At 66.0% G+C, this 19512-nt stretch carries 15 protein-coding genes and 1 CRISPR repeat array; of the genes, 9 read left to right on the top strand and 6 right to left on the bottom strand.

What is annotated here, in order from left to right:
* Positions 1–5: 5 nt before the first annotated feature.
* The 7 genes from cas7e (at position 6) to bsaP (ending at position 12892) form a co-directional block, all read left to right on the top strand.
* Positions 6–1154, top strand: coding sequence for a type I-E CRISPR-associated protein Cas7/Cse4/CasC (gene cas7e, locus M5J20_RS08880; RefSeq protein ID WP_253578691.1), 1149 nt, complete (start codon positions 6–8; stop codon positions 1152–1154).
* Positions 1154–1867 (top strand): type I-E CRISPR-associated protein Cas5/CasD, encoded by a 714-nt coding sequence (cas5e, locus tag M5J20_RS08875; protein WP_253578688.1) that lies wholly within the window; start codon positions 1154–1156, stop codon positions 1865–1867. Before cas7e ends, cas5e begins: the two co-directional genes overlap by 1 nt.
* On the top strand, positions 1864–2550 hold the full coding sequence (gene cas6e / locus M5J20_RS08870) for a type I-E CRISPR-associated protein Cas6/Cse3/CasE (protein WP_253578685.1): 687 nt from the start codon (positions 1864–1866) through the stop codon (positions 2548–2550). Before cas5e ends, cas6e begins: the two co-directional genes overlap by 4 nt.
* Positions 2547–3485 carry a type I-E CRISPR-associated endonuclease Cas1e gene (gene cas1e / locus M5J20_RS08865; RefSeq protein WP_253578683.1) on the top strand — a complete coding sequence of 313 codons (939 nt, stop codon included), beginning with the start codon at positions 2547–2549 and terminating at the stop codon, positions 3483–3485. The genes cas6e and cas1e overlap by 4 nt, the downstream gene beginning before the upstream one ends.
* Complete coding sequence (gene cas2e / locus M5J20_RS08860; RefSeq protein ID WP_253578680.1) at positions 3482–3826, top strand: type I-E CRISPR-associated endoribonuclease Cas2e; 345 nt, start codon at positions 3482–3484, stop codon at positions 3824–3826. Before cas1e ends, cas2e begins: the two co-directional genes overlap by 4 nt.
* 112 nt (positions 3827–3938) lie before the next feature.
* A CRISPR array of direct repeats spans positions 3939–11310; the repeat unit is 28 nt; unit sequence GTGCTCCCCGCGCTAGCGGGGATGAGCC.
* A 296-nt stretch (positions 11311–11606) separates the two neighbouring features.
* Entirely contained in the window at positions 11607–12689 is a 1083-nt protein-coding gene (gene bioB / locus M5J20_RS08855; RefSeq protein ID WP_253578677.1) for a biotin synthase BioB, read from the top strand.
* Positions 12689–12892 (top strand): biotin synthase auxiliary protein BsaP, encoded by a 204-nt coding sequence (gene bsaP, locus M5J20_RS08850; protein WP_253578674.1) that lies wholly within the window; start codon positions 12689–12691, stop codon positions 12890–12892. Before bioB ends, bsaP begins: the two co-directional genes overlap by 1 nt.
* 191 nt (positions 12893–13083) lie before the next feature.
* On the opposite strand, the gene M5J20_RS08845 is transcribed toward bsaP, so the two are convergent.
* The 5 genes from M5J20_RS08845 to M5J20_RS08825 are packed head-to-tail and all read right to left on the bottom strand — an operon-like array spanning position 13084 to position 16090.
* Complete coding sequence (locus M5J20_RS08845) at positions 13084–13719, bottom strand: hypothetical protein (RefSeq protein ID WP_253578672.1); 636 nt, start codon at positions 13717–13719, stop codon at positions 13084–13086.
* Positions 13716–14405, bottom strand: coding sequence for an ATP-binding cassette domain-containing protein (locus M5J20_RS08840; RefSeq protein ID WP_253578669.1), 690 nt, complete (start codon positions 14403–14405; stop codon positions 13716–13718). Before M5J20_RS08840 ends, M5J20_RS08845 begins: the two co-directional genes overlap by 4 nt.
* Positions 14402–14755: a GntR family transcriptional regulator gene (locus tag M5J20_RS08835; protein WP_253578667.1), complete on the bottom strand. Its 354-nt coding sequence runs from the start codon at positions 14753–14755 to the stop codon at positions 14402–14404. Before M5J20_RS08835 ends, M5J20_RS08840 begins: the two co-directional genes overlap by 4 nt.
* A 60-nt stretch (positions 14756–14815) precedes the next feature.
* Positions 14816–15331 (bottom strand): CAP domain-containing protein, encoded by a 516-nt coding sequence (locus M5J20_RS08830; RefSeq protein ID WP_253578664.1) that lies wholly within the window; start codon positions 15329–15331, stop codon positions 14816–14818.
* A gap of 45 nt (positions 15332–15376) precedes the next feature.
* Positions 15377–16090, bottom strand: a complete 714-nt coding sequence (locus M5J20_RS08825; protein ID WP_253578661.1) for a type 1 glutamine amidotransferase — start codon at positions 16088–16090, stop codon at positions 15377–15379.
* 18 nt (positions 16091–16108) lie between these two features.
* Here M5J20_RS08825 and trpS point away from each other — a divergent pair, with 18 nt between their 5' ends.
* Entirely contained in the window at positions 16109–17116 is a 1008-nt protein-coding gene (trpS, locus tag M5J20_RS08820; RefSeq protein ID WP_253578659.1) for a tryptophan--tRNA ligase, read from the top strand.
* 53 nt (positions 17117–17169) lie between these two features.
* Positions 17170–18258 (top strand): YhjD/YihY/BrkB family envelope integrity protein, encoded by a 1089-nt coding sequence (locus tag M5J20_RS08815; protein ID WP_253578656.1) that lies wholly within the window; start codon positions 17170–17172, stop codon positions 18256–18258.
* On the opposite strand, the gene M5J20_RS08810 is transcribed toward M5J20_RS08815, so the two are convergent.
* Positions 18259–19512 carry a D-alanyl-D-alanine carboxypeptidase family protein gene (locus M5J20_RS08810; protein ID WP_253578654.1) on the bottom strand — a complete coding sequence of 418 codons (1254 nt, stop codon included), beginning with the start codon at positions 19510–19512 and terminating at the stop codon, positions 18259–18261.

Genomic DNA, 19512 nt, shown 5'->3' with positions numbered 1-19512 from the left:
ACACCATGACCCTCACCATCGATATCCACGCCCTGCAGACCGTGCCCCCGTCACTGATCAACCGTGATGACACTGGCTCGCCGAAGTCCGCAATCTACGGTGGCACCCCGCGCCAGCGCGTCTCCTCGCAGGCATGGAAGCGGGCGATTCGCAGCTACTACCGTGAAAACTTTGGAGCTGAAGCAATCGGTGCGCGGTCGAAGCGCCTTCCCGAAAAGATCACGAAACAGCTCGTTGAGGCAACCGGCTGGGATGAGGCAACCGCACTGCAGCGTGTCCGCGAGCTGTTTGCCGCAGCAAAGATCGGGCTTGTAGAGGAAAAGAAGCCGAAGAAAAAGGCCGAGGCTGAGCCCCAGAACGAAAACGCTGAAACGAAGTACCCCGAAACCGGATACCTCTTCTTCTTCAGTCAGCAGCAGATTGATCGCGCTGTAGCCACGCTTGCTGCCCTGGAGGAGGGGGAGAAGGTGGATAAGAACACCGCGAAAGAAATTCTTAACTCCGACGCTTCAGTGGATATGGCAATGTTCGGCCGCATGGTCGCAGATGACGCATCGTTCAACATCGACGCGGCCGTTCAGGTTGCACACGCCATTGGCGTTCACACGAGCGCACCGGAATTCGACTACTTCACTGCCGTCGACGACCTTGCGGCCGATGGACATGAAACTGGCGCAGGCATGATCGGCACCACCCAGATGATGTCGTCGACCCTCTATCGTTACGCAACCATCAACGTTGAGGGTCTCGCGAAGAACCTCGGATCGACCGAGGCCGCGTATGAAGCGGCGTCGCGCTTCATCGAAGCGTTTGCCTGCTCCATGCCGACCGGCAAGATCAACACCTTCGCAAACCAGACGGTGCCGGAGCTGCTCTACGTCACGGTCCGTGATACCCGTCCGATCTCCCTCGTTACCGCGTTTGAGCACGCGGTGGAAGCGGAAGACGGGGTTGGCCGCCGCGAGGTTGCCACTCGCCGCCTCGCGGAGGAGGCTACCAACGTGCGCGAGGCATACGGCTTCCAGCCGCTAGCGTCGTACGTAGTCGGTCTCGGAACGTCCGCTGATGCCTTTGATGGGCTTGCGGATCGCGTCACGCTTCCGGAACTCGCTGAAAAGGTCCGTGCTGATCTCGTTGCGGCAGAGGCAAAGTAATGGCTCATTCTCTGCTACTACTCCTCAAGGGGCCAATGCAGTCGTGGGGCGACGAATCGAGGTTCAAAGTCCGCGCGACCGCTCCCACCCCCTCCAAATCTGGCATTGTCGGCTTACTCGCCGCAGCCGAGGGCAGGCGTCGCAGTGATCCCGTCGAAGACCTGGCAGCGCTGACCCTCGCGGTGCGGGTAGACCAATCCGGGAGCCTCCTGCGTGATTACCAGACAGCGCAGGACTGGATCAGAAAGCCCGGAAGTTCTGCGTCCCTGGTCACGCGGTACTACCTGGCAGACGCCGCGTTTGTCGCCGCTGTGGAATCCGAGCACCGGGAGGTCGTCGAAGGCCTTGAACTCGCGCTTCGGCAGCCTGCCTACCCGCTGTTCATGGGCCGTCGGTCGTGCCCCGTGCACCCCGGCTTGGTGCTCGGAGTCGTTAATAAGCCTGCAGAAGAGGCACTCCATGAGCACAAATCGTGGCACGCCACCACAGCGCACAAGTCCCGGTCGCCCCGCCAAGTGCGCCTCCCCATCTACCGGGATGCGCTGCCTGGAGAAGGCGGTGGGATGGCAAGGCAAGACGTGCCGCTTTCGTTCGACCCCCGTCACCGCCAGTACGGGTGGCGCAATGTAATCCAGTCGAGCTACGTCGACATGAACAATCCCGAGGGCGGAGAAGCCTCAGATCCTTTCTTTGATGCGGTGGTGTGGGCATGACAACGATGACCAGGGTTCTCATTAATACAACGCGGCGCGGTGGAGCTCGTTTGCTTACCGACGCTCAGTCGATGCACGCCGCAGTTCGCAGCGCGTTTCCCCCGGACCTTGACGAGACGGACTCCCGGGTGCTGTGGCGAGTGGATCCGCATGAGCATCACAGTGTTCTCTATATTGTGGGACCTGAAATTCCTGCTGTGGACCACATTGTCGATCAGGCAGGTTGGCCGGAACGACCGGGAGAGACGGCAAACTACGATCGCCTTCTCGGCAGCCTGATGAAAGGCCAACGGTGGCACTTCGAACTTGTGGCAAACCCTACGTATTCCGTTTTTGAAAAGGGAAAGCGCGGGAAGGTGAAAGCTCATGTGTCTCCGGCGCACCAACTCGATTGGTTGTACAAGAAGGCTCCGGGGTGCGGGTTCGCTCTCGCCCAGCGAGACGACTCCGACACCTCGGGCGAGATCCCGCAGATCACCGAGCGCTGGACTGATGTGTTCCAACGAGAAAGGGCTGCAGGTTCACGTAAACAACCCGTGCGCGTGGCGAAGGCACGCTTCACTGGGACGCTCGAGGTCTCAGATGCAGCGTTGCTGCGGACGAGTCTCCAGCAGGGGATCGGGCGTGCGAAAGGGTATGGCTGCGGATTGTTGACACTGGCGCCGTTAGGCCAAATCCAGTGAGCACTCCAAGTGAAGTCCCCGTTACCCGACTAGCTCTCTCGCGCTTAGAAGACCGGATCTCATTTCTTTACGTCGAGCGAGCAACGGTAAACCGGGACGGCAATGCGCTGACCATCACGGACAACAGAGGCACCGCCCACGTACCCGCAACCGCTCTGGCAGCGCTTCTGCTAGGGCCAGGCACACGCGTTACCTACGCGGCAATGGCGCTGCTGGGCGACGCTGGGGCAAGCGTTGTGTGGGTTGGGGAACGCGGTGTGCGCTTTTACGCTCAGGGCCGACCGCCCGCGAAGTCATCTCGATGCGCTGAAAAGCAGGCCGAGATAGTGACGCACCAGAGAAAGCGTTTGGATTGTGCAAAGCGGATGTACGCGTTGCGTTTTCCCGGCGAGAATCTCGAGGGTCTTTCGATGGCGCAGCTGCGTGGCCGGGAGGGTGCGAGGATGAAGCGCGTTTACGCAGCTGAAGCGCAACGAACCGGTGTGTATTGGGATCGAAGAAGCTATGACCCGAATGACTTCGAATCCTCGAACCCGATTAATCAAGCACTGACTGCAGCGAGCGCTGCGCTGTACGGGGTAGCGCATGCTGTTGTTGCGGGTCTCGGATTCGTACCCGCGCTTGGGGTGGTGCACACCGGAACTGACCGTTCTTTTGTGTATGACATCGCGGACCTCTATAAGGCTGAGATTGCGATACCCGCAGCGTTTGATGCTGTCGCTGCAAATTGCGGCCAACCCTCTAATGAAGTCAGACGGCTGGTTCGCGACGCGGTTGTGAGCACCCGGCTCATGCCTCGAATGGTGAAAGACATCAAGCACGTGATGGAGGTTGACGACGAGGTTTTGCCATCTGATGCAGAACTATTCCTATGGAGCGAACTCGAGCTGATTGCGGCCGGAGTCAACTGGTCCGAAGAGGAGCTGAAACAGTGATCGTCCTCGTCGTCACAGCTTGCCCGGCTGGATTAAGGGGTGACCTAACAAAGTGGCTCCTAGAGGTTACCCCTGGTGTTTTTGTGGGAACGCCGAGTGCGCGAATACGTGATCTCCTATGGGATCGCACAGTAGCTCTGTGCAACGACGGGCGCGCACTACTGGTGTACTCATCCAATTCAGAGCAGGGAATGGAGTTTCGGACTCATCGGCATAGCTGGGTGCCCACCGATTTCGATGGGATTACGCTGATGATGCGAAAGCACCCGCCCTCGGAAGCCAAACGCAGGAAGGGTTGGAGCAAGGCAAGGCGTCAACGCGCAGCGTACGAGGCTCGTTGAGCATTGAACTGCGACAAGGTGCCATCGGAATGGCTTCAACCCGACAGTTACGTCTGACAAGAAGTTGAATCTCTAGACCGTGTTAGATTGGCAAAAGGGCTGCTCACTGAGAGTGCTCCCCGCGCTAGCGGGGATGAGCCGCAGGCAAGGGCTACACCGAAAAGACCGACTACGTGCTCCCCGCGCTAGCGGGGATGAGCCCTGGAAACCCGCAGGTCAGGCCACTAAAATGGTGTGCTCCCCGCGCTAGCGGGGATGAGCCGCGGCCCGGGGCGCGAAGAACGTCAACAATTTCGTGCTCCCCGCGCTAGCGGGGATGAGCCGCAGGCGGCGGAGTGGGCTGGCTGCTCCGTAGAGTGCTCCCCGCGCTAGCGGGGATGAGCCCCCGCACAGTTCACCTAGTTCATGGGAGCTGCGGTGCTCCCCGCGCTAGCGGGGATGAGCCCCGCGCAGATCGCCCTCACCGCGGGGTTCGAGAGTGCTCCCCGCGCTAGCGGGGATGAGCCCAGCCTGCGCTTCCGCTTCCTTCGCACGCTTGAGTGCTCCCCGCGCTAGCGGGGATGAGCCCGTCGCCCGCGACTCGATCGGTGTTGGCTCCGAGTGCTCCCCGCGCTAGCGGGGATGAGCCCTTGGTGGCGGTGCCCCATGTTGACACGTCCAAGTGCTCCCCGCGCTAGCGGGGATGAGCCCGGCAAGATCAGCCAGCACGTCCACGACAGGGAGTGCTCCCCGCGCTAGCGGGGATGAGCCCCTGGGCAGGCCTGAGTACGGCAGGAACGTCTTGTGCTCCCCGCGCTAGCGGGGATGAGCCACTGCGCGCAGAACGCGAGATGTTCGCCCGCGGGTGCTCCCCGCGCTAGCGGGGATGAGCCCGCACCTCGATTGTGCCCTTCGCGCGACCAGCGGTGCTCCCCGCGCTAGCGGGGATGAGCCCTGACACTCGGGTGGGAGTACCAGGACTGGGTGGTGCTCCCCGCGCTAGCGGGGATGAGCCGTGCGTGGCTGGCGCTGGAAGAAGAAGCCGGAAGTGCTCCCCGCGCTAGCGGGGATGAGCCTGTTTTCGTGCCCGAGGTAGCGAGACACGACCGGTGCTCCCCGCGCTAGCGGGGATGAGCCGATCGGGCACTGTCCGCAAAGCCGAGCAGTTCAGTGCTCCCCGCGCTAGCGGGGATGAGCCGGTGCCGTGCAGGAGGAAAGGACAGGAAAGTCCGTGCTCCCCGCGCTAGCGGGGATGAGCCCGAGGCAGATCAACGCCAAGATCGGTGTGCCGCGTGCTCCCCGCGCTAGCGGGGATGAGCCTCGGGCCTCGACACTTTGCAGGGCTGGGTTGGCGTGCTCCCCGCGCTAGCGGGGATGAGCCGAAGTGACGCAGCGAATGCATGTGCACGCGCGAGTGCTCCCCGCGCTAGCGGGGATGAGCCCTCGGCGCTGTGCTTCAGCCCCAGATCGCCGAGGTGCTCCCCGCGCTAGCGGGGATGAGCCCGAGGCAGATCAACGCCAAGATCGGTGTGCCGCGTGCTCCCCGCGCTAGCGGGGATGAGCCGGCGTTTTGGGGGTGCTCGTCGCTGCGGGACGGGTGCTCCCCGCGCTAGCGGGGATGAGCCCCGACCGAGCCGGAGCTGCCCGAGCCGGAGATCGTGCTCCCCGCGCTAGCGGGGATGAGCCCAGCCTGCGCTTCCGCTTGCTTCGCACGCTTGAGTGCTCCCCGCGCTAGCGGGGATGAGCCCGTTGCCCTCGCGGTGCCGCTGCTCAAGCAACTGTGCTCCCCGCGCTAGCGGGGATGAGCCCCACCCAGACCGCGGAGAATGACTGCCCGGAAAGTGCTCCCCGCGCTAGCGGGGATGAGCCGGTTCCGAGGATCAGCAGCAGCCCCTTGTCGGAGTGCTCCCCGCGCTAGCGGGGATGAGCCCCTTGCGAACCAACTGTTTCATTCGGTGAAAATGTGCTCCCCGCGCTAGCGGGGATGAGCCCCTACCCGTGACGACCGCACCGCACGCCTGGCCGTGCTCCCCGCGCTAGCGGGGATGAGCCGAACCGTGCGGCAGATCAGGAACCACCTCGATAGTGCTCCCCGCGCTAGCGGGGATGAGCCTCCTTTTTCCGCCCACGCTCTCCCGCGACGCTAGTGCTCCCCGCGCTAGCGGGGATGAGCCCCCGGCCAGGGCGCGTTCCGTGTGGCTAGTCACGTGCTCCCCGCGCTAGCGGGGATGAGCCCCGGCCGGGTGCCGGGCGCGCCTGCGCGTGATTGTGCTCCCCGCGCTAGCGGGGATGAGCCGGTCTTCTCGATGTGCTCGTACTCGAAGATGATGTGCTCCCCGCGCTAGCGGGGATGAGCCCTTAACGCCCGGCTCACCCTGCGGGCCGGGTTCACCCTGTGCTCCCCGCGCTAGCGGGGATGAGCCCAGCGTCGCCCCGCCAGTGAACTCGCCCTTAAAGTGCTCCCCGCGCTAGCGGGGATGAGCCCAACATGGCTCTGGGCGACCAGGTCAAGAACTAGTGCTCCCCGCGCTAGCGGGGATGAGCCGAGGGCCAGCGCATCGGCTACATCAACCCCAACGTGCTCCCCGCGCTAGCGGGGATGAGCCCTGGGAGGGGCGGGGGTGACCAGCCCAAACATGGTGCTCCCCGCGCTAGCGGGGATGAGCCCCTGCGCCCGCAGGTGGTGGGGTGTCCCCTACGGTGCTCCCCGCGCTAGCGGGGATGAGCCCCGGCTTCACCAGATCGGCGGTCACGTCCTCCCGTGCTCCCCGCGCTAGCGGGGATGAGCCCAAGGTGGACGAGTACGGCTACGACTACGGGGCGTGCTCCCCGCGCTAGCGGGGATGAGCCCGAGACAGCAGCGAACGTCATGCAGCGCTTCAAGTGCTCCCCGCGCTAGCGGGGATGAGCCCCTGGCGAAGTTCGTCGGTGCTGTGCTGGTGGGGTGCTCCCCGCGCTAGCGGGGATGAGCCGGCCGCAGCGCTAGATCTAGCCACTGCAGAGCAGTGCTCCCCGCGCTAGCGGGGATGAGCCCCGCTCCCACAAGTCCAGGCGACCGCACGCCATGTGCTCCCCGCGCTAGCGGGGATGAGCCCGTCTACTACCGCGCCGAGCTCGGCATCAAGCCGTGCTCCCCGCGCTAGCGGGGATGAGCCGGGCGAGCCGCAGGTGCGGGTAACTCACATCCAGTGCTCCCCGCGCTAGCGGGGATGAGCCTACACCCCGGCTTGGATTACGCCGACGGCCGGGGTGCTCCCCGCGCTAGCGGGGATGAGCCGCCGCCGATAGCGCCGAGCGCCACCTTCGCCTGGTGCTCCCCGCGCTAGCGGGGATGAGCCGCTTCCGAAACGGAGCCCATACCGGGGCGGTAAGTGCTCCCCGCGCTAGCGGGGACGAGCCCGCCAGACCCGTAGCCAGCCCGAGCGCCTTTGCGTGCTCCCCGCGCTAGCGGGGATGAGCCGTCGCGGACCGCGTCAGCACCCGCCTCGGTAGCGTGCTCCCCGCGCTAGCGGGGATGAGCCATGGCTAGTGATCGTATCGGCAGCGAGGGGTGGGTGCTCCCCGCGCTAGCGGGGATGAGCCCACGAAAGGAACACAAAATGACCAAGACCTACAGTGCTCCCCGCGCTAGCGGGGATGAGCCTCGCGGTGCACCGTGGGTGGTGGGTGGCCGCCGGTGCTCCCCGCGCTAGCGGGGATGAGCCCCCCAGGGGGAGGACACCGACATGAACCACCAGGTGCTCCCCGCGCTAGCGGGGATGAGCCCTCGCCCGGATACTGCGGTTTCCACGGCATGCAGTGCTCCCCGCGCTAGCGGGGATGAGCCGGGCGGCCCGGAGTTCACTGCGCTCGTGGAGCAGTGCTCCCCGCGCTAGCGGGGATGAGCCCGTCATGCCGACGCAGAAAGCCGCGGTGGATGGGTGCTCCCCGCGCTAGCGGGGATGAGCCTCCGGGCCGGGTTCGAGGCAGTGGGTAATGGCTGTGCTCCCCGCGCTAGCGGGGATGAGCCTTCACCGTGGACTGGGGCGAAGCGGGTCAGTTGGTGCTCCCCGCGCTAGCGGGGATGAGCCGAGCATGGAGGCCATCGACCTCGCGAACAGCATGTGCTCCCCGCGCTAGCGGGGATGAGCCGTACGAGGAGATGAAGAAGCACTCCCGCACTTGGTGCTCCCCGCGCTAGCGGGGATGAGCCCTGGGTCGTGAGCTTCTCCAGCGGCTCACCCGTGTGCTCCCCGCGCTAGCGGGGATGAGCCCACGCCCACCTCCCCGTCCTGCGGGGCCATAGGGTGCTCCCCGCGCTAGCGGGGATGAGCCGTTCGAGTACGACGACTTCATGGAGTCGCTGGGGTGCTCCTCGCGCTAGCGGGGATGAGCCCGGTCCGACGCCGACGACGGGGCAGTACCAGTCGTGCTCCCCGCGCTAGCGGGGATGAGCCAACGGCGCTGCAACGCCAACACGCAGAGGAGAAGTGCTCCCCGCGCTAGCGGGGATGAGCCCGCCCGAGTCATGCTCCGAAGCGCCCGATCCTCGTGCTCCCCGCGCTAGCGGGGATGAGCCCTGATCGCACGCCCCACCAAAGGACACTCACCCGTGCTCCCCGCGCTAGCGGGGATGAGCCCCTCCCCTTTCCACGAGTCCCACGCCTCGGCGTGTGCTCCCCGCGCTAGCGGGGATGAGCCCAGGACCCGCGGGTGTCGTTGCGTCCCCAACGGAGTGCTCCCCGCGCTAGCGGGGATGAGCCTCGTCACGGATCAGGCGCGGAATCGGAAGCTCCGTGCTCCCCGCGCTAGCGGGGATGAGCCCTTCGTTGTCGACAAGGTCTTCGGTGGTCTGCAGTGCTCCCCGCGCTAGCGGGGATGAGCCGTCATGGCTGGAGATGACTCCGTCGCGCACGTCGTGCTCCCCGCGCTAGCGGGGATGAGCCACGGCAACCGAATGTCCCACTGCGTGGTCACATGTGCTCCCCGCGCTAGCGGGGATGAGCCGGGTGCCGCATCGACACGATTGCGCTCACCGTAGTGCTCCCCGCGCTAGCGGGGATGAGCCCACCGCGATGAAGAACAACCCGCTGGGCCTCGTGCGCTCCCCGCGCTAGCGGGGATGAGCCGTGGGTGTTCTCCACGACGTTCTCGGCCTGTTTGTGCTCCCCGCGCTAGCGGGGATGAGCCCCCGAAGAACATCGAAGTGAGGTCCGACGCTTCGTGCTCCCCGCGCTAGCGGGGATGAGCCGGGGTAAAGGCGGCGTGGGAGTCCACGCAGGCAGTGCTCCCCGCGCTAGCGGGGATGAGCCCCACCCACCGACCCCGACCCGGACGACGACACAGTGCTCCCCGCGCTAGCGGGGATGAGCCTCGGGGTGCCATCGGCGCGGAAGAACGGCTCACGTGCTCCCCGCGCTAGCGGGGATGAGCCGTAACAGGCAACATTAAAGGCCCCCAGGGCGAAGTGCTCCCCGCGCTAGCGGGGATGAGCCCGGGGTGACGGGTGGGGCGGGGCGGTGCAGCGCGTGCTCCCCGCGCTAGCGGGGATGAGCCCCTCGAAGGAGACCACTAATGACTGAAGTAGCAGTGCTCCCCGCGCTAGCGGGGATGAGCCCTCAATCTTGCAACCGGCACGGCCAGGCGTGAAGTGCTCCCCGCGCTAGCGGGGATGAGCCCCCAGCTCGGACACCGAATCGGCGGTGCCGTTCGTGCTCCCCGCGCTAGCGGGGATGAGCCCGGGACACCAGCCGTCAACAGTGTCGACGCATAGTGCTCCCCGCGCTAGCGGGGATGAGCCCGGCCTAGCCGAGGACACCTCTGACTCTGCAGAGTGCTCCCCGCGCTAGCGGGGATGAGCCCAAGGACGGCAAGTTCGGCCTCATTGCTAATGAGTGCTCCCCGCGCTAGCGGGGATGAGCCCCGTGTCGATACGGCACCCTTTGGGCAGCAGAGGTGCTCCCCGCGCTAGCGGGGATGAGCCCTCCCACCGGGCGCGTTCCGACCCGTCGCAATAGTGCTCCCCGCGCTAGCGGGGATAGCGGGGATGAGCCCGGCGGGAAAATCCACGAGCAGGGCTGCGGCCAGTGCTCCCCGCGCTAGCGGGGATGAGCCCATGGCCTGCGGGTCAGACTGGTACTTCTTGTTCGTGCTCCCCGCGCTAGCGGGGATGAGCCCGTGCAGAAAGCACAGACAACCCCCACCACTTGGTGCTCCCCGCGCTAGCGGGGATGAGCCCGGTTACGAGGTTGACCTGGCTCTGCCATCGCCGTGCTCCCCGCGCTAGCGGGGATGAGCCGGGCAAGGGCGGCAAGCTGGTAAGGGCCGTGACGTGCTCCCCGCGCTAGCGCGGATGAGCCGTCCGTCCCCTTGTGGATTGTGCCCCAGCGCGGGGTGCTCCCCGCGCTAGCGGGGATGAGCCGGTGTGGGAGAAGCGCGACACGGACCCGCAGGAGTGCTCCCCGCGCTAGCGGGGATGAGCCCAATCCAGTCGCCCCGGTCTTTCCACACACGCCGTGCTCCCCGCGCTAGCGGGGATGAGCCGACTACTGCTCCACCCTCGCGCCATGCGGGTAGGTGCTCCCCGCGCTAGCGGGGATGAGCCCACTTCCTCCACCAACTCCCGCTGCTCCGGCGGGTGCTCCCCGCGCTAGCGGGGATGAGCCGATGTTTACACCGAAGCGGCTAACGAGGTACGTGTGCTCCCCGCGCTAGCGGGGATGAGCCGTTCGCGCGCCAGGTCATCGGGTAGCCCACCATGTGCTCCCCGCGCTAGCGGGGATGAGCCCCAGACCGACGTTGTATTGCGCCTGGGCTTGTGGTGCTCCCCGCGCTAGCGGGGATGAGCCCACCGCCGCCCGCCGCCCGCATGGCCGAGCTGATCACGTTGTGCTCCCCGCGCTAGCGGGGATGAGCCCCAGAAGCAGTTGGATGCCCGCCAGGATCGGATGTGCTCCCCGCGCTAGCGGGGATGAGCCCCAGTCGCCCGTGACGTCCACATCCTCCTCGGTGTGCTCCCCGCGCTAGCGGGGATGAGCCGCAAATCACCCTGCTGCGCAAGGAGCTTAAGGAGTCCTCCCCGCGCTAGCGGGGATGAGCCGGCCGTCGGCGCGCTCCTTCTCGCCGTTGGCGTGTGCTCCCCGCGCTAGCGGGGATGAGCCCACCGGCCACTGGCTCCACCTCGGCTAACCCCAGTGCTCCCCGCGCTAGCGGGGATGAGCCGTTGCCGTCGCGCAGACCGCGGGGTTGCCGGGTGTGCTCCCCGCGCTAGCGGGGATGAGCCCTTGAACCGAATCGCGGTTGACGCGGTGGCAGAGTGCTCCCCGCGCTAGCGGGGATGAGCCCGCGAAGTCCGTCACCCTCAGCGACTCCCGCATGTGCTCCCCGCGCTAGCGGGGATGAGCCCTGGAACCCGCAGTCTGCTGTCGAGTACCCGCTGTGCTCTCCGCGCTAGCGGGGATGAGCCCCCGAACCCGCCGCCGTTGGCCGTGAACCCGTCGTGCTCCCCGCGCTTGCGGGGATGAGCTCCGTCGCAGTTGGTCCGCTTCGTGTTGCTCGGGCCTCTGCCTATCAGCCAACTCGCACCAGCGCGGATCGGTTCAAGAGTCTCCCAGAAGCAAGCGCCCACTATGATCCGTCTTTGCAAAGAACAAAGGGAACATTGGGCCTAATACCCGGAGAGAGGGAATCATTGAGCATGCTCAATGATTGGCCAAGCTGTGAAAACCATAGAGCCTGCGATGTTGGCAGTTCGTCCCGTTTAAGCTCCCAATTCATTCCAATCCCTGAACACCGTTCAATTCACCCGCTACACTCAACGGGCATGACCGCGACCACCGCCCCCCAGACCGAAACCAAAGACATCCTCGACATCGCGCGCGAAAAGTGCCTCGAGCGCGGCGAGGGCCTGACCCAGGACGAAATCCTGCAGGTCCTGCAGATCGAGGATGAGCGCCTCCAGGAGCTGCTCGACCTCGCCCACCAGGTGCGCATCAAGCACTGCGGCGTGGATGTCTCCCTCGAGGGCATCATCTCGCTGAAAACCGGCGGCTGCCCGGAAGACTGCAGCTTCTGCTCCCAGTCCGGCCTCTTCGAATCGCCGGTGCGCGCCGTGACCCTAAACATCGCCGAACTGGTGGAGGCTGCCAAGCAGTCCGAGAAGATGGGCGCGAGCGAGTTCTGCATCGTCGCCGCCGTGAAGGGTCCGACCGACGAGCTGCTGGACCAGGTCGCCGAAGCCGTCACCGCGATCACCGACGAGGTGGACATTTCCATCTCCGCGTCGCTGGGCATCCTCACCCGCGAACAGGCCCACCGCCTCGCCCAGATGGGCGTGATGCGCTACAACCACAACTTCGAAACCGCGAAGAGTTTCTTCCCCAACGTTGTCACCACCCACACCTGGCAGGAGCGCAAGGACACGCTCGAGCACGTGCTGGCAGAAGGCATGGAGACCTGCTGCGGCGGCATCATCGGTCTCGGCGAGACGATTGAGCAGCGCGCCGAGTTCGCCGCGCAGCTCGCAGAGATCACGCCGCACGAGGTGCCGATGAACTTCCTCGACCCGCGCCCGGGCACCCCGTTCGCGGACCGTCCGCTGGTTCCGCAGGGCGAAGCGCTGCGCGCAGTGGCCGCATTCCGCCTGGCCATGCCGTCGACCCAGCTGCGCTTTGCCGGTGGCACGGAGCTCGCGCTTGGCGACGACGGCACCGAAGCCGGCCTCCTCGGCGGCGCCAACGCCATCATCGGCGGCAACTACCTGACTACGTTCGGCCGCCCGATGGAGAAGGACCGCGAGGCAGTTGACCGCGTGATGGATTCCAACCTGAACCTCACCATCACCCCGGTGGGCCAGAAGCAGAACTCCGGCCACGGCGCGCTCTACGACACCCTCAAGTCCCTCTAATGCGGGTTCCAGACTCGACAGAGCTTGCCGACGCCGTCCTCAGCGGCGAGATCGCCTGGCCAATCAACCCGGCCCGCCCCTACGACGCGCCACGGATCTGCCCGATCTGCGAGCGCCGCATGGTGGTGAAAATCAGCCCGATGGCGTGGGAGGCGTGCTGCTCGCGCCACGGCCTGCTCCGCTCGGAGTGGCTGGAGCGCTAGGTGTACTCACCTCGCAGCTAGTCAGGTTAGGTTCAGGCCGTCTCCGATTGTGGCCTCCCACACTTCAGCTTCCTCTATCCAGGCAGGATCACTGAAACAAGCGTCGTAAGCCTGAGTGTGGACTCCCTCGTCGGCTCCGGCGGGTTTCATGCTCCAGATCCTACTGCCACGCTTAGGCGACCCTGGGCCCATCAACGCACGAAGCGGCGGGTGCGGGCGAACACAATCGCGCTGGCTGCCAGGACGATTGGCCCCGCAGCTGTCACGGCGATGACTAAGGCGCCGATGAAAGCACCGACGAACAAGCTGCCGATCATGAGCCACTGCATGCGGGTGCCCTGCGCGAGGCCGATCGCTACGCCGACCAGGGCCATCGTGAGGAAAATGACGAAGTGTAGGAGCACTGTAGCCGCGATGGAGGATGCGTCCAGCGCTGCGCCGTCGATGAAGTACGGCTCGCCGTTACCGTCGATCCAGGGCATCGGCTCGCCGTTGGTGATGATGAACGGGTCGTACCACAAGTAATACGGACTGTGCGCTTGGTGGTACACCGCGGATGCGGCCGTTAGCGGTGCGAGCACAACCGCCGCCACCAGCGCCGTCAGCACCGCCGAGTTCATCCAGCGGTTGAAGCTGGCGCCGAGCTGATTCAACGCTGGCCAATTCGCTGCGCCGGCCGCGAAGAACAGGCACAGGGCGGCGGCGCTCGCCATGGTCCACAGGCCTCCGTCGCCGAACTTGAGGCGGCCGAGGGGAGTCACCAGGCACAGCAGCACGAACCCGCCCAAGTAGATCGCCGGTTTGAAGGGGCTGAGGAAGAGTTTCATCGTGCGGTCCTTTCGGTGGCCAGGAGGTCAATCAGTTCGGCGTCGTCCGGGTAAGAAATGGGCAGGTGGCACTCCTCATCGCGGAGGGGTTTGGCGAACGTGGCGCGCGTTGTCGGGCCGAGGCTGGACGATTCGGCGACGGGGAAGCGAGCGGCCAGCTCCTCTATCTCGGCGGTGGGGCCAGTGACCGTGGGGAAGCACAGCCGCGCGTCATCCAGCGCCACCGGGCGCGAGACCTCACGGCCGAACACCTGAATCACGTGCGTGGCCAGGCCCGCGAAGTCCTCCGGCCGGTGCGATGCCATAATCACGGTGCGTTCCGGGCTTTCCGCCAGATAATCGATAAGGCGTTGACGGACCTGTTTGCGCGTAGCGACGTCGATGCCGTCAAAGGGTTCGTCGAGAAGCAAAAGCTCTGCGCCCGTGGCCAGCGCGACCTCGAAGGTGAGCAGTCGGCGCTGACCTACGGAAAGGTTCTTGATGCGCGTGTCGGGGAAATCCACCCGCGACATGGGGCGGGCGGTGCGGGCGGCGCGCAGGTGATCGCCCACCGTGGTGCCCGCGAACTTTGCATCCGCACCCGCGGGGACGAATGCAGCGTGCGGGCCCATCAGCGAATGGAGGTAGTAGGTTTTGCCTGCGGCGTTCGGCCCGACGAGGGCGTAGAAACCGGGTTCCAAGTTCATCGGTTGCGCTCCTTGGCAATCATGACGGCCAGTTCTTCCGTGGTGAATCCGAGCTGGTCGGCGGCGTGGACAAAGGGTTCGACGAAATCCCGGGCAAACGCTTCACGACGAGTGCTTAACACCTGCTCCCGCGCCGAATCCAGCACGAACATGCCGAGCCCGCGACGCTTTTCCAGCAGGCCCTCGTTGAACAGCTCGGTGAGTGCTTTGGCCGAGGTGGTGGGGTTCACAGAGTGGTAGGCGGAAAGCTCGTTGGTGGACGGCACGCGGTCGCCGGGTGCCAGGGTGCCGGCACCGATCATGTCGCGGAGCTCATCCGCAATCGCTTGGTATATGGGTTTACCACTCATGTGGGTAACCATATAGCTAGAAAAGCGCCACCGTCAAGGGCGGCGCTGAAAAATGTCTCGCTAGTAGCGCGCGAAGTTCTGGGTGGCGTAACGCTTGCCAGAAGCCGCATCCGCCACGCCCACGCCGATGTGGGTGATTGTCGGGTCGAGCATGTTCGCGCGGTGGCCCGGGGAATTCGCCCACTGGTTCACCAACACGTCGGCGTTCGCGTTCGACCAGTTCTGCAGCACGTTCTCAGATGCGTAGCGCCAGCCGGCCGGGTAGGCGTTGACGAAGTGCGGGTTGTGGTACAGGCGATCCTCGCGGGCCATGCGGTTGGACCAGTCCTGCGCCACGGCGTTGAGCTCCGGCATCGGCTCCAGCGCCGGCAGGCCGTTGCGCTCGCGGAAGCGGTTCGTCGCGTCAACGAGCGCCTGCTGCGAAACGCCGGCGGCACCGTGCGCCGGTGCCACCGCGGGGGCGGGAACACTGCTGCCCGGGGAGAGCGGAACACCAATCAGCGTGCTGAGCGCGGCAAGGACGGCCATGACGGCACCAATGAGCTGCTGGACGTTCACGTTGGGCAACGGTGGCATGTTCGCTCCGATCGGGGCTAAAGCTTGACGACGTATCCCTCGAATCTATTGCACCAATCCAGCCCGCGGGCTGTTTGGGCGAGTTTTCTCCACAAACGAGGTGGTGAGTGCGCGGCCGTCGCGCTGCAACGAAGCGTCGAAAAGCGAAAGCTCTGAGGCGATCTCGTTCCCGTCGTGCCCGCTGCGCGCCGCCCAGTCGCCGGCGACGGCGGGGGTCACCTCGGGATGGAATTGAACGGTGAGGATGGAGCCGAGGCGCATCGCCTGAATAGGGCAGCACCCACTGGACGCGAGGAGTGTCGCGCCGGGCGGGAGCTTGGTCACTGCATCGTGGTGCGATTGTGCGACCACGGGGGAGGGGCCGAGAACGCTGAGGACGGGGTCGGCGAGACCGGCGTCGGTGAGCGTGATGCGCGTGGCACCTTCCTCGTCTTGCGGCGCGAGGCCGACGGAGACCTCGCCGCCGAAGCAGTCCGCGACGATCTGGTGGCCGAGGCAGATGCCCAGGACCGGCACGTGCGCGGCGCGGGCGTCGCGGAGGAGTCTGTGCACCTGGAGGATCCACGGGGAGGCGGCGTGGTCGAGCGCGTCGGCGCGACCGCCGAGCAGGATGATGCCGTCACCGCATCCCGCGAGGGTGGGCACCGGCTCGCTGGTGAGGTCGACGAGGGTTGTCGCCGCGGCGGCATCGGCAAGCCAGCCCGCGAGGCGCTGCGGCGGCACGATCGGGTCCGGCTGGAGGATGGTGATGCTGGCCATGGCACGTACACTAACCCCATGGCTTTGCAGCGCGTTCTCTCCGGCATTCAACCCACCGCGGATTCCTACCACCTGGGCAACTACCTCGGTGCGCTCAAGCAGTGGATTGCCCTGCAGGACGGCTACGAGGCGTTTTACTTCATCCCAGACCTGCACGCCATCACGGTCGAGCAAGATCCGGAGGAGCTGCGCAACCGCACTATCGCGGGCTGCGCGCAGCTCATCGCGCTGGGCATCGACCCGGAGAAGTCCACGCTGTTCGTGCAATCCCACGTGCCGGAGCACGCCGAGCTGACCTGGGTACTGCAGTGCCTGACCGGTTTCGGCGAGGCCGGCCGCATGACGCAGTTCAAGGACAAGTCCGCCAAGCACGGCCAGGACCGCACCTCGGTGGGCCTGTTCACCTACCCGATCCTCATGGCGGCGGACATTCTGCTGTACTCCCCGCAGCTCGTGCCGGTGGGCGAGGACCAGCGCCAGCACCTCGAGCTCACCCGCAACCTCGCGGAGCGCTTCAACGCGAAGTACGGCGAGACGTTTGTGGTGCCGGAGGGCTTCATCCCGGAGGGCGCGTCCAAGATCTACGACCTGCAGGAGCCGACGTCGAAGATGAGCAAGTCCGGCGCTAACCCGAAGGGCCTGATCAACCTGCTCGACGAGCCGAAGACGTCCGCGAAGCGCATCCGCTCCGCCGTGACGGACGCTGACGGCGTGATTGCCTACGACAAGGAGAACAAGCCGGGCGTGTCTAACTTGCTGGTGATCCAATCGGCGCTGACCGGCCGCCCGATCGACGACATCGTCGCGGGCTACGAGGGGCAGGGCTACGGCGCGCTCAAGGTGGACACCGCCGAGGCGCTCGAGGCGTTCACCACGCCGCTGCGCGCGCGTTTCGACGAATTGATGGCGGACCGCGGCGAACTGGAGTCCATCCTCGCCCGTGGCGCCGAGCGTGCGCGCGAAGTAGCGGCACCGCTGCTTGCCGACGTGTACTCCAAGGTCGGGTTCCTGGCACCCCGCCGCTAAGCACTTCCTCTACGATGAGGGGCTGGACGTAATCAACCGAGGAAGGGACGTCGATGGCAACCTCGACATCGCCGCGCAAAGCCTACACTGACCAGCAGGGCATCGAGCGCGCCACCAAGCAGCAGCAAGAAAGCACGCTGGACAAGATCGAAGACAAGGCACCGGCCGTCGGCCACGTGATGCGCATGCAGGAGCGCTTTGCGGAGCAGGGCGGCAACCAGTTCGCCGCCGGCATCACGTACTTTTCGGTGCTGGCCATTTTCCCGCTCTCCATGCTGCTGTTCGCGGGTCTGGGTTTCTTCCTCAACGCACGCCCAGAGCTGATGTTCGAGATCCAGGAGCAAATCACCGCCAACCTCGAGGGCGACCTCGGTGACATGGTCAACGGCGTGATCGAGTCCGCCATTGATCAGCGCGGCGCCGTCGCGGGTGTGGGTTTGCTTACCACCTTGTGGTCTGGCCTGAACTGGATGAACCACCTGCGTGCGGGTGTTACCACCATGTGGGGCCTGGACGCGAACGAGGGCGGCAACTTCGTCATGAAGAAGCTGCGTGACCTGCTCGGGCTGATCGGCCTGCTGGTACTGCTCATCCTCGCCTTTGGTGTCACCGCGATCGGTGTCTCGGGTTGGACGAGCCAGGTCATGGAGTACCTCGGGCTGGGGAACTTCCCCGGTGCGCGAGGCGTGGTGTGGCTCGTGGGCTTCTTGGTCTCCGTACTCGCTTCCTTCTTGGTCATGGTGTGGATTGTGATGTACATGCCGCGTACCAAGGTGCCGGTGAAGTCCGGCCTGAAGGGTGCGCTGCTTGGCGCGATCATCTTCGCGCTGATTCAGCAGTTCGCGGGCCTGATTATTGGATCGGCCACCGGCAACCCGGCCGGTGCGATCTTCGGCCCGATCATCTCGTTGATGGTCGTGCTCTACCTTGTGTGGCGAGTGGTGTTGTACGTCTCCGCGTGGACGGCTACCACCGAGGAATCGCTCAAGATGCAGCCCGCGGACGTGCCGCCGCCGGCCGTGATCAACGTCCGCGCTGGCGCGGCAACCTCCAACGCCAACACCGCGGGCAAGACCCTCGGCGTCGGCGCCGCGCTGGGCGCCGTGGGTGCGGGCATCGCGTCCCTGATCACCCGCAACTAGCTAGCTGCGGCGGCTGAACCGCCGGCTCAGCCACATTGCCAGGCCGGCGAGCACCAACACGCCGGCGACAACTGCTCCGGCAATCCACAACTCGCGCTCGGCCGCGTCGGCCCGCTCCGCCACCCCGTCCGGGGTGCCCGGGGAGGTGGTCGGCGCGGCCGTCGTCGTTGTTGGAGCGCTCGGCGCGGCGGTGGTCGGAGCGGTGGCTGCTTGAAGCGTCGTCACGCGTGTGCCCGGGGTGAGCGGGTAGGAGGCGTGGAGGAGGGCTTGCGCCTGCTGCCAGGGGGCGAGGTTCCACGCGGCGGTGTCCAGGATGACGGCCATGAGGCGGCGGCCGTCGTGCTGCACGGCGCCGACGAAGGTGTGGTTTGCGTCGTCGGTGTAGCCGGTCTTGCCGCCGATGCCGTCCGGATCGAACATGAACAGCTTGTTGTCGTTCCACAGCTGGAAACCCGGCAGGTCGCCGAAGCCGGGGAAGTCGTAGTACTCCGTGGCGGCGATCGCGGCGAAGGTCGGGTTCTCGAACGCGGCCTTGTACGCCAGGGCCATATCCCAGGCGGAGGTGGACATGCCGGCGGCGTCGAGGCCCGAGTAGCTGGTGGCGCGCGTGTCCGCCATGCCCAGCTCCTGCGCCAGCCGGTTGACCTTCGCCAGCGTGACCTGGTCGCCGCCGAGCGCCTGCGCGAGCGCGTGGGCCGTATCGTTGCCCGAGTTCAGAATGAGCCCGTGCAGCAGGTCGCGCACCGTGTAGGTGCCCTCGGCGCCGATGCCGGCTGCGGAGCCTTCCTGCCCTGCGGACTCCTCGGACACGGGCACTACGGCGTCGAGGTCCAGCTCGTCGATGGCCACCATCGCGATGAGCACCTTGATGATGCTGGCCGGGCGGTAGCGCCCGTGCGGGTCCTTCATCGCGATGACTTCGCCGGAATCGATGTCCGCGACCACCCACGCGGACGCAACCACACCCGGGTCCACGACAAAGCCGTCGGCGGCCGTGATGCCGCAGGGGCCGCTGTACACCAGCGGCAGCGGGGTCGGCGTCGAGCCGTCGGGGCGGCGCTCCGAAGTGGAGACGGGCTCCGGCGGCACCAGCGAGTGCGGGCAGTGGTCGGTGTCCGGGGCGCGGTCGCGGCTCGGCGGGATCCACATGCCGTTCGCGTCGTAGTATCCGCTCGTCGGCAAGACCGGTGCCTCCGTTGTGCCTGCCTGCGCGAGGAGTGCGGCACCGACGACCGCTGCTGCTGCGAACTTCAT

It is taken from the genome of Corynebacterium stercoris (assembly GCF_024160105.1).
Lineage (GTDB): Bacteria > Actinomycetota > Actinomycetes > Mycobacteriales > Mycobacteriaceae > Corynebacterium > Corynebacterium stercoris.
Note: the sequence above shows the minus strand (reverse complement) of the source record. Positions and strands in the feature narration are given on the sequence as shown.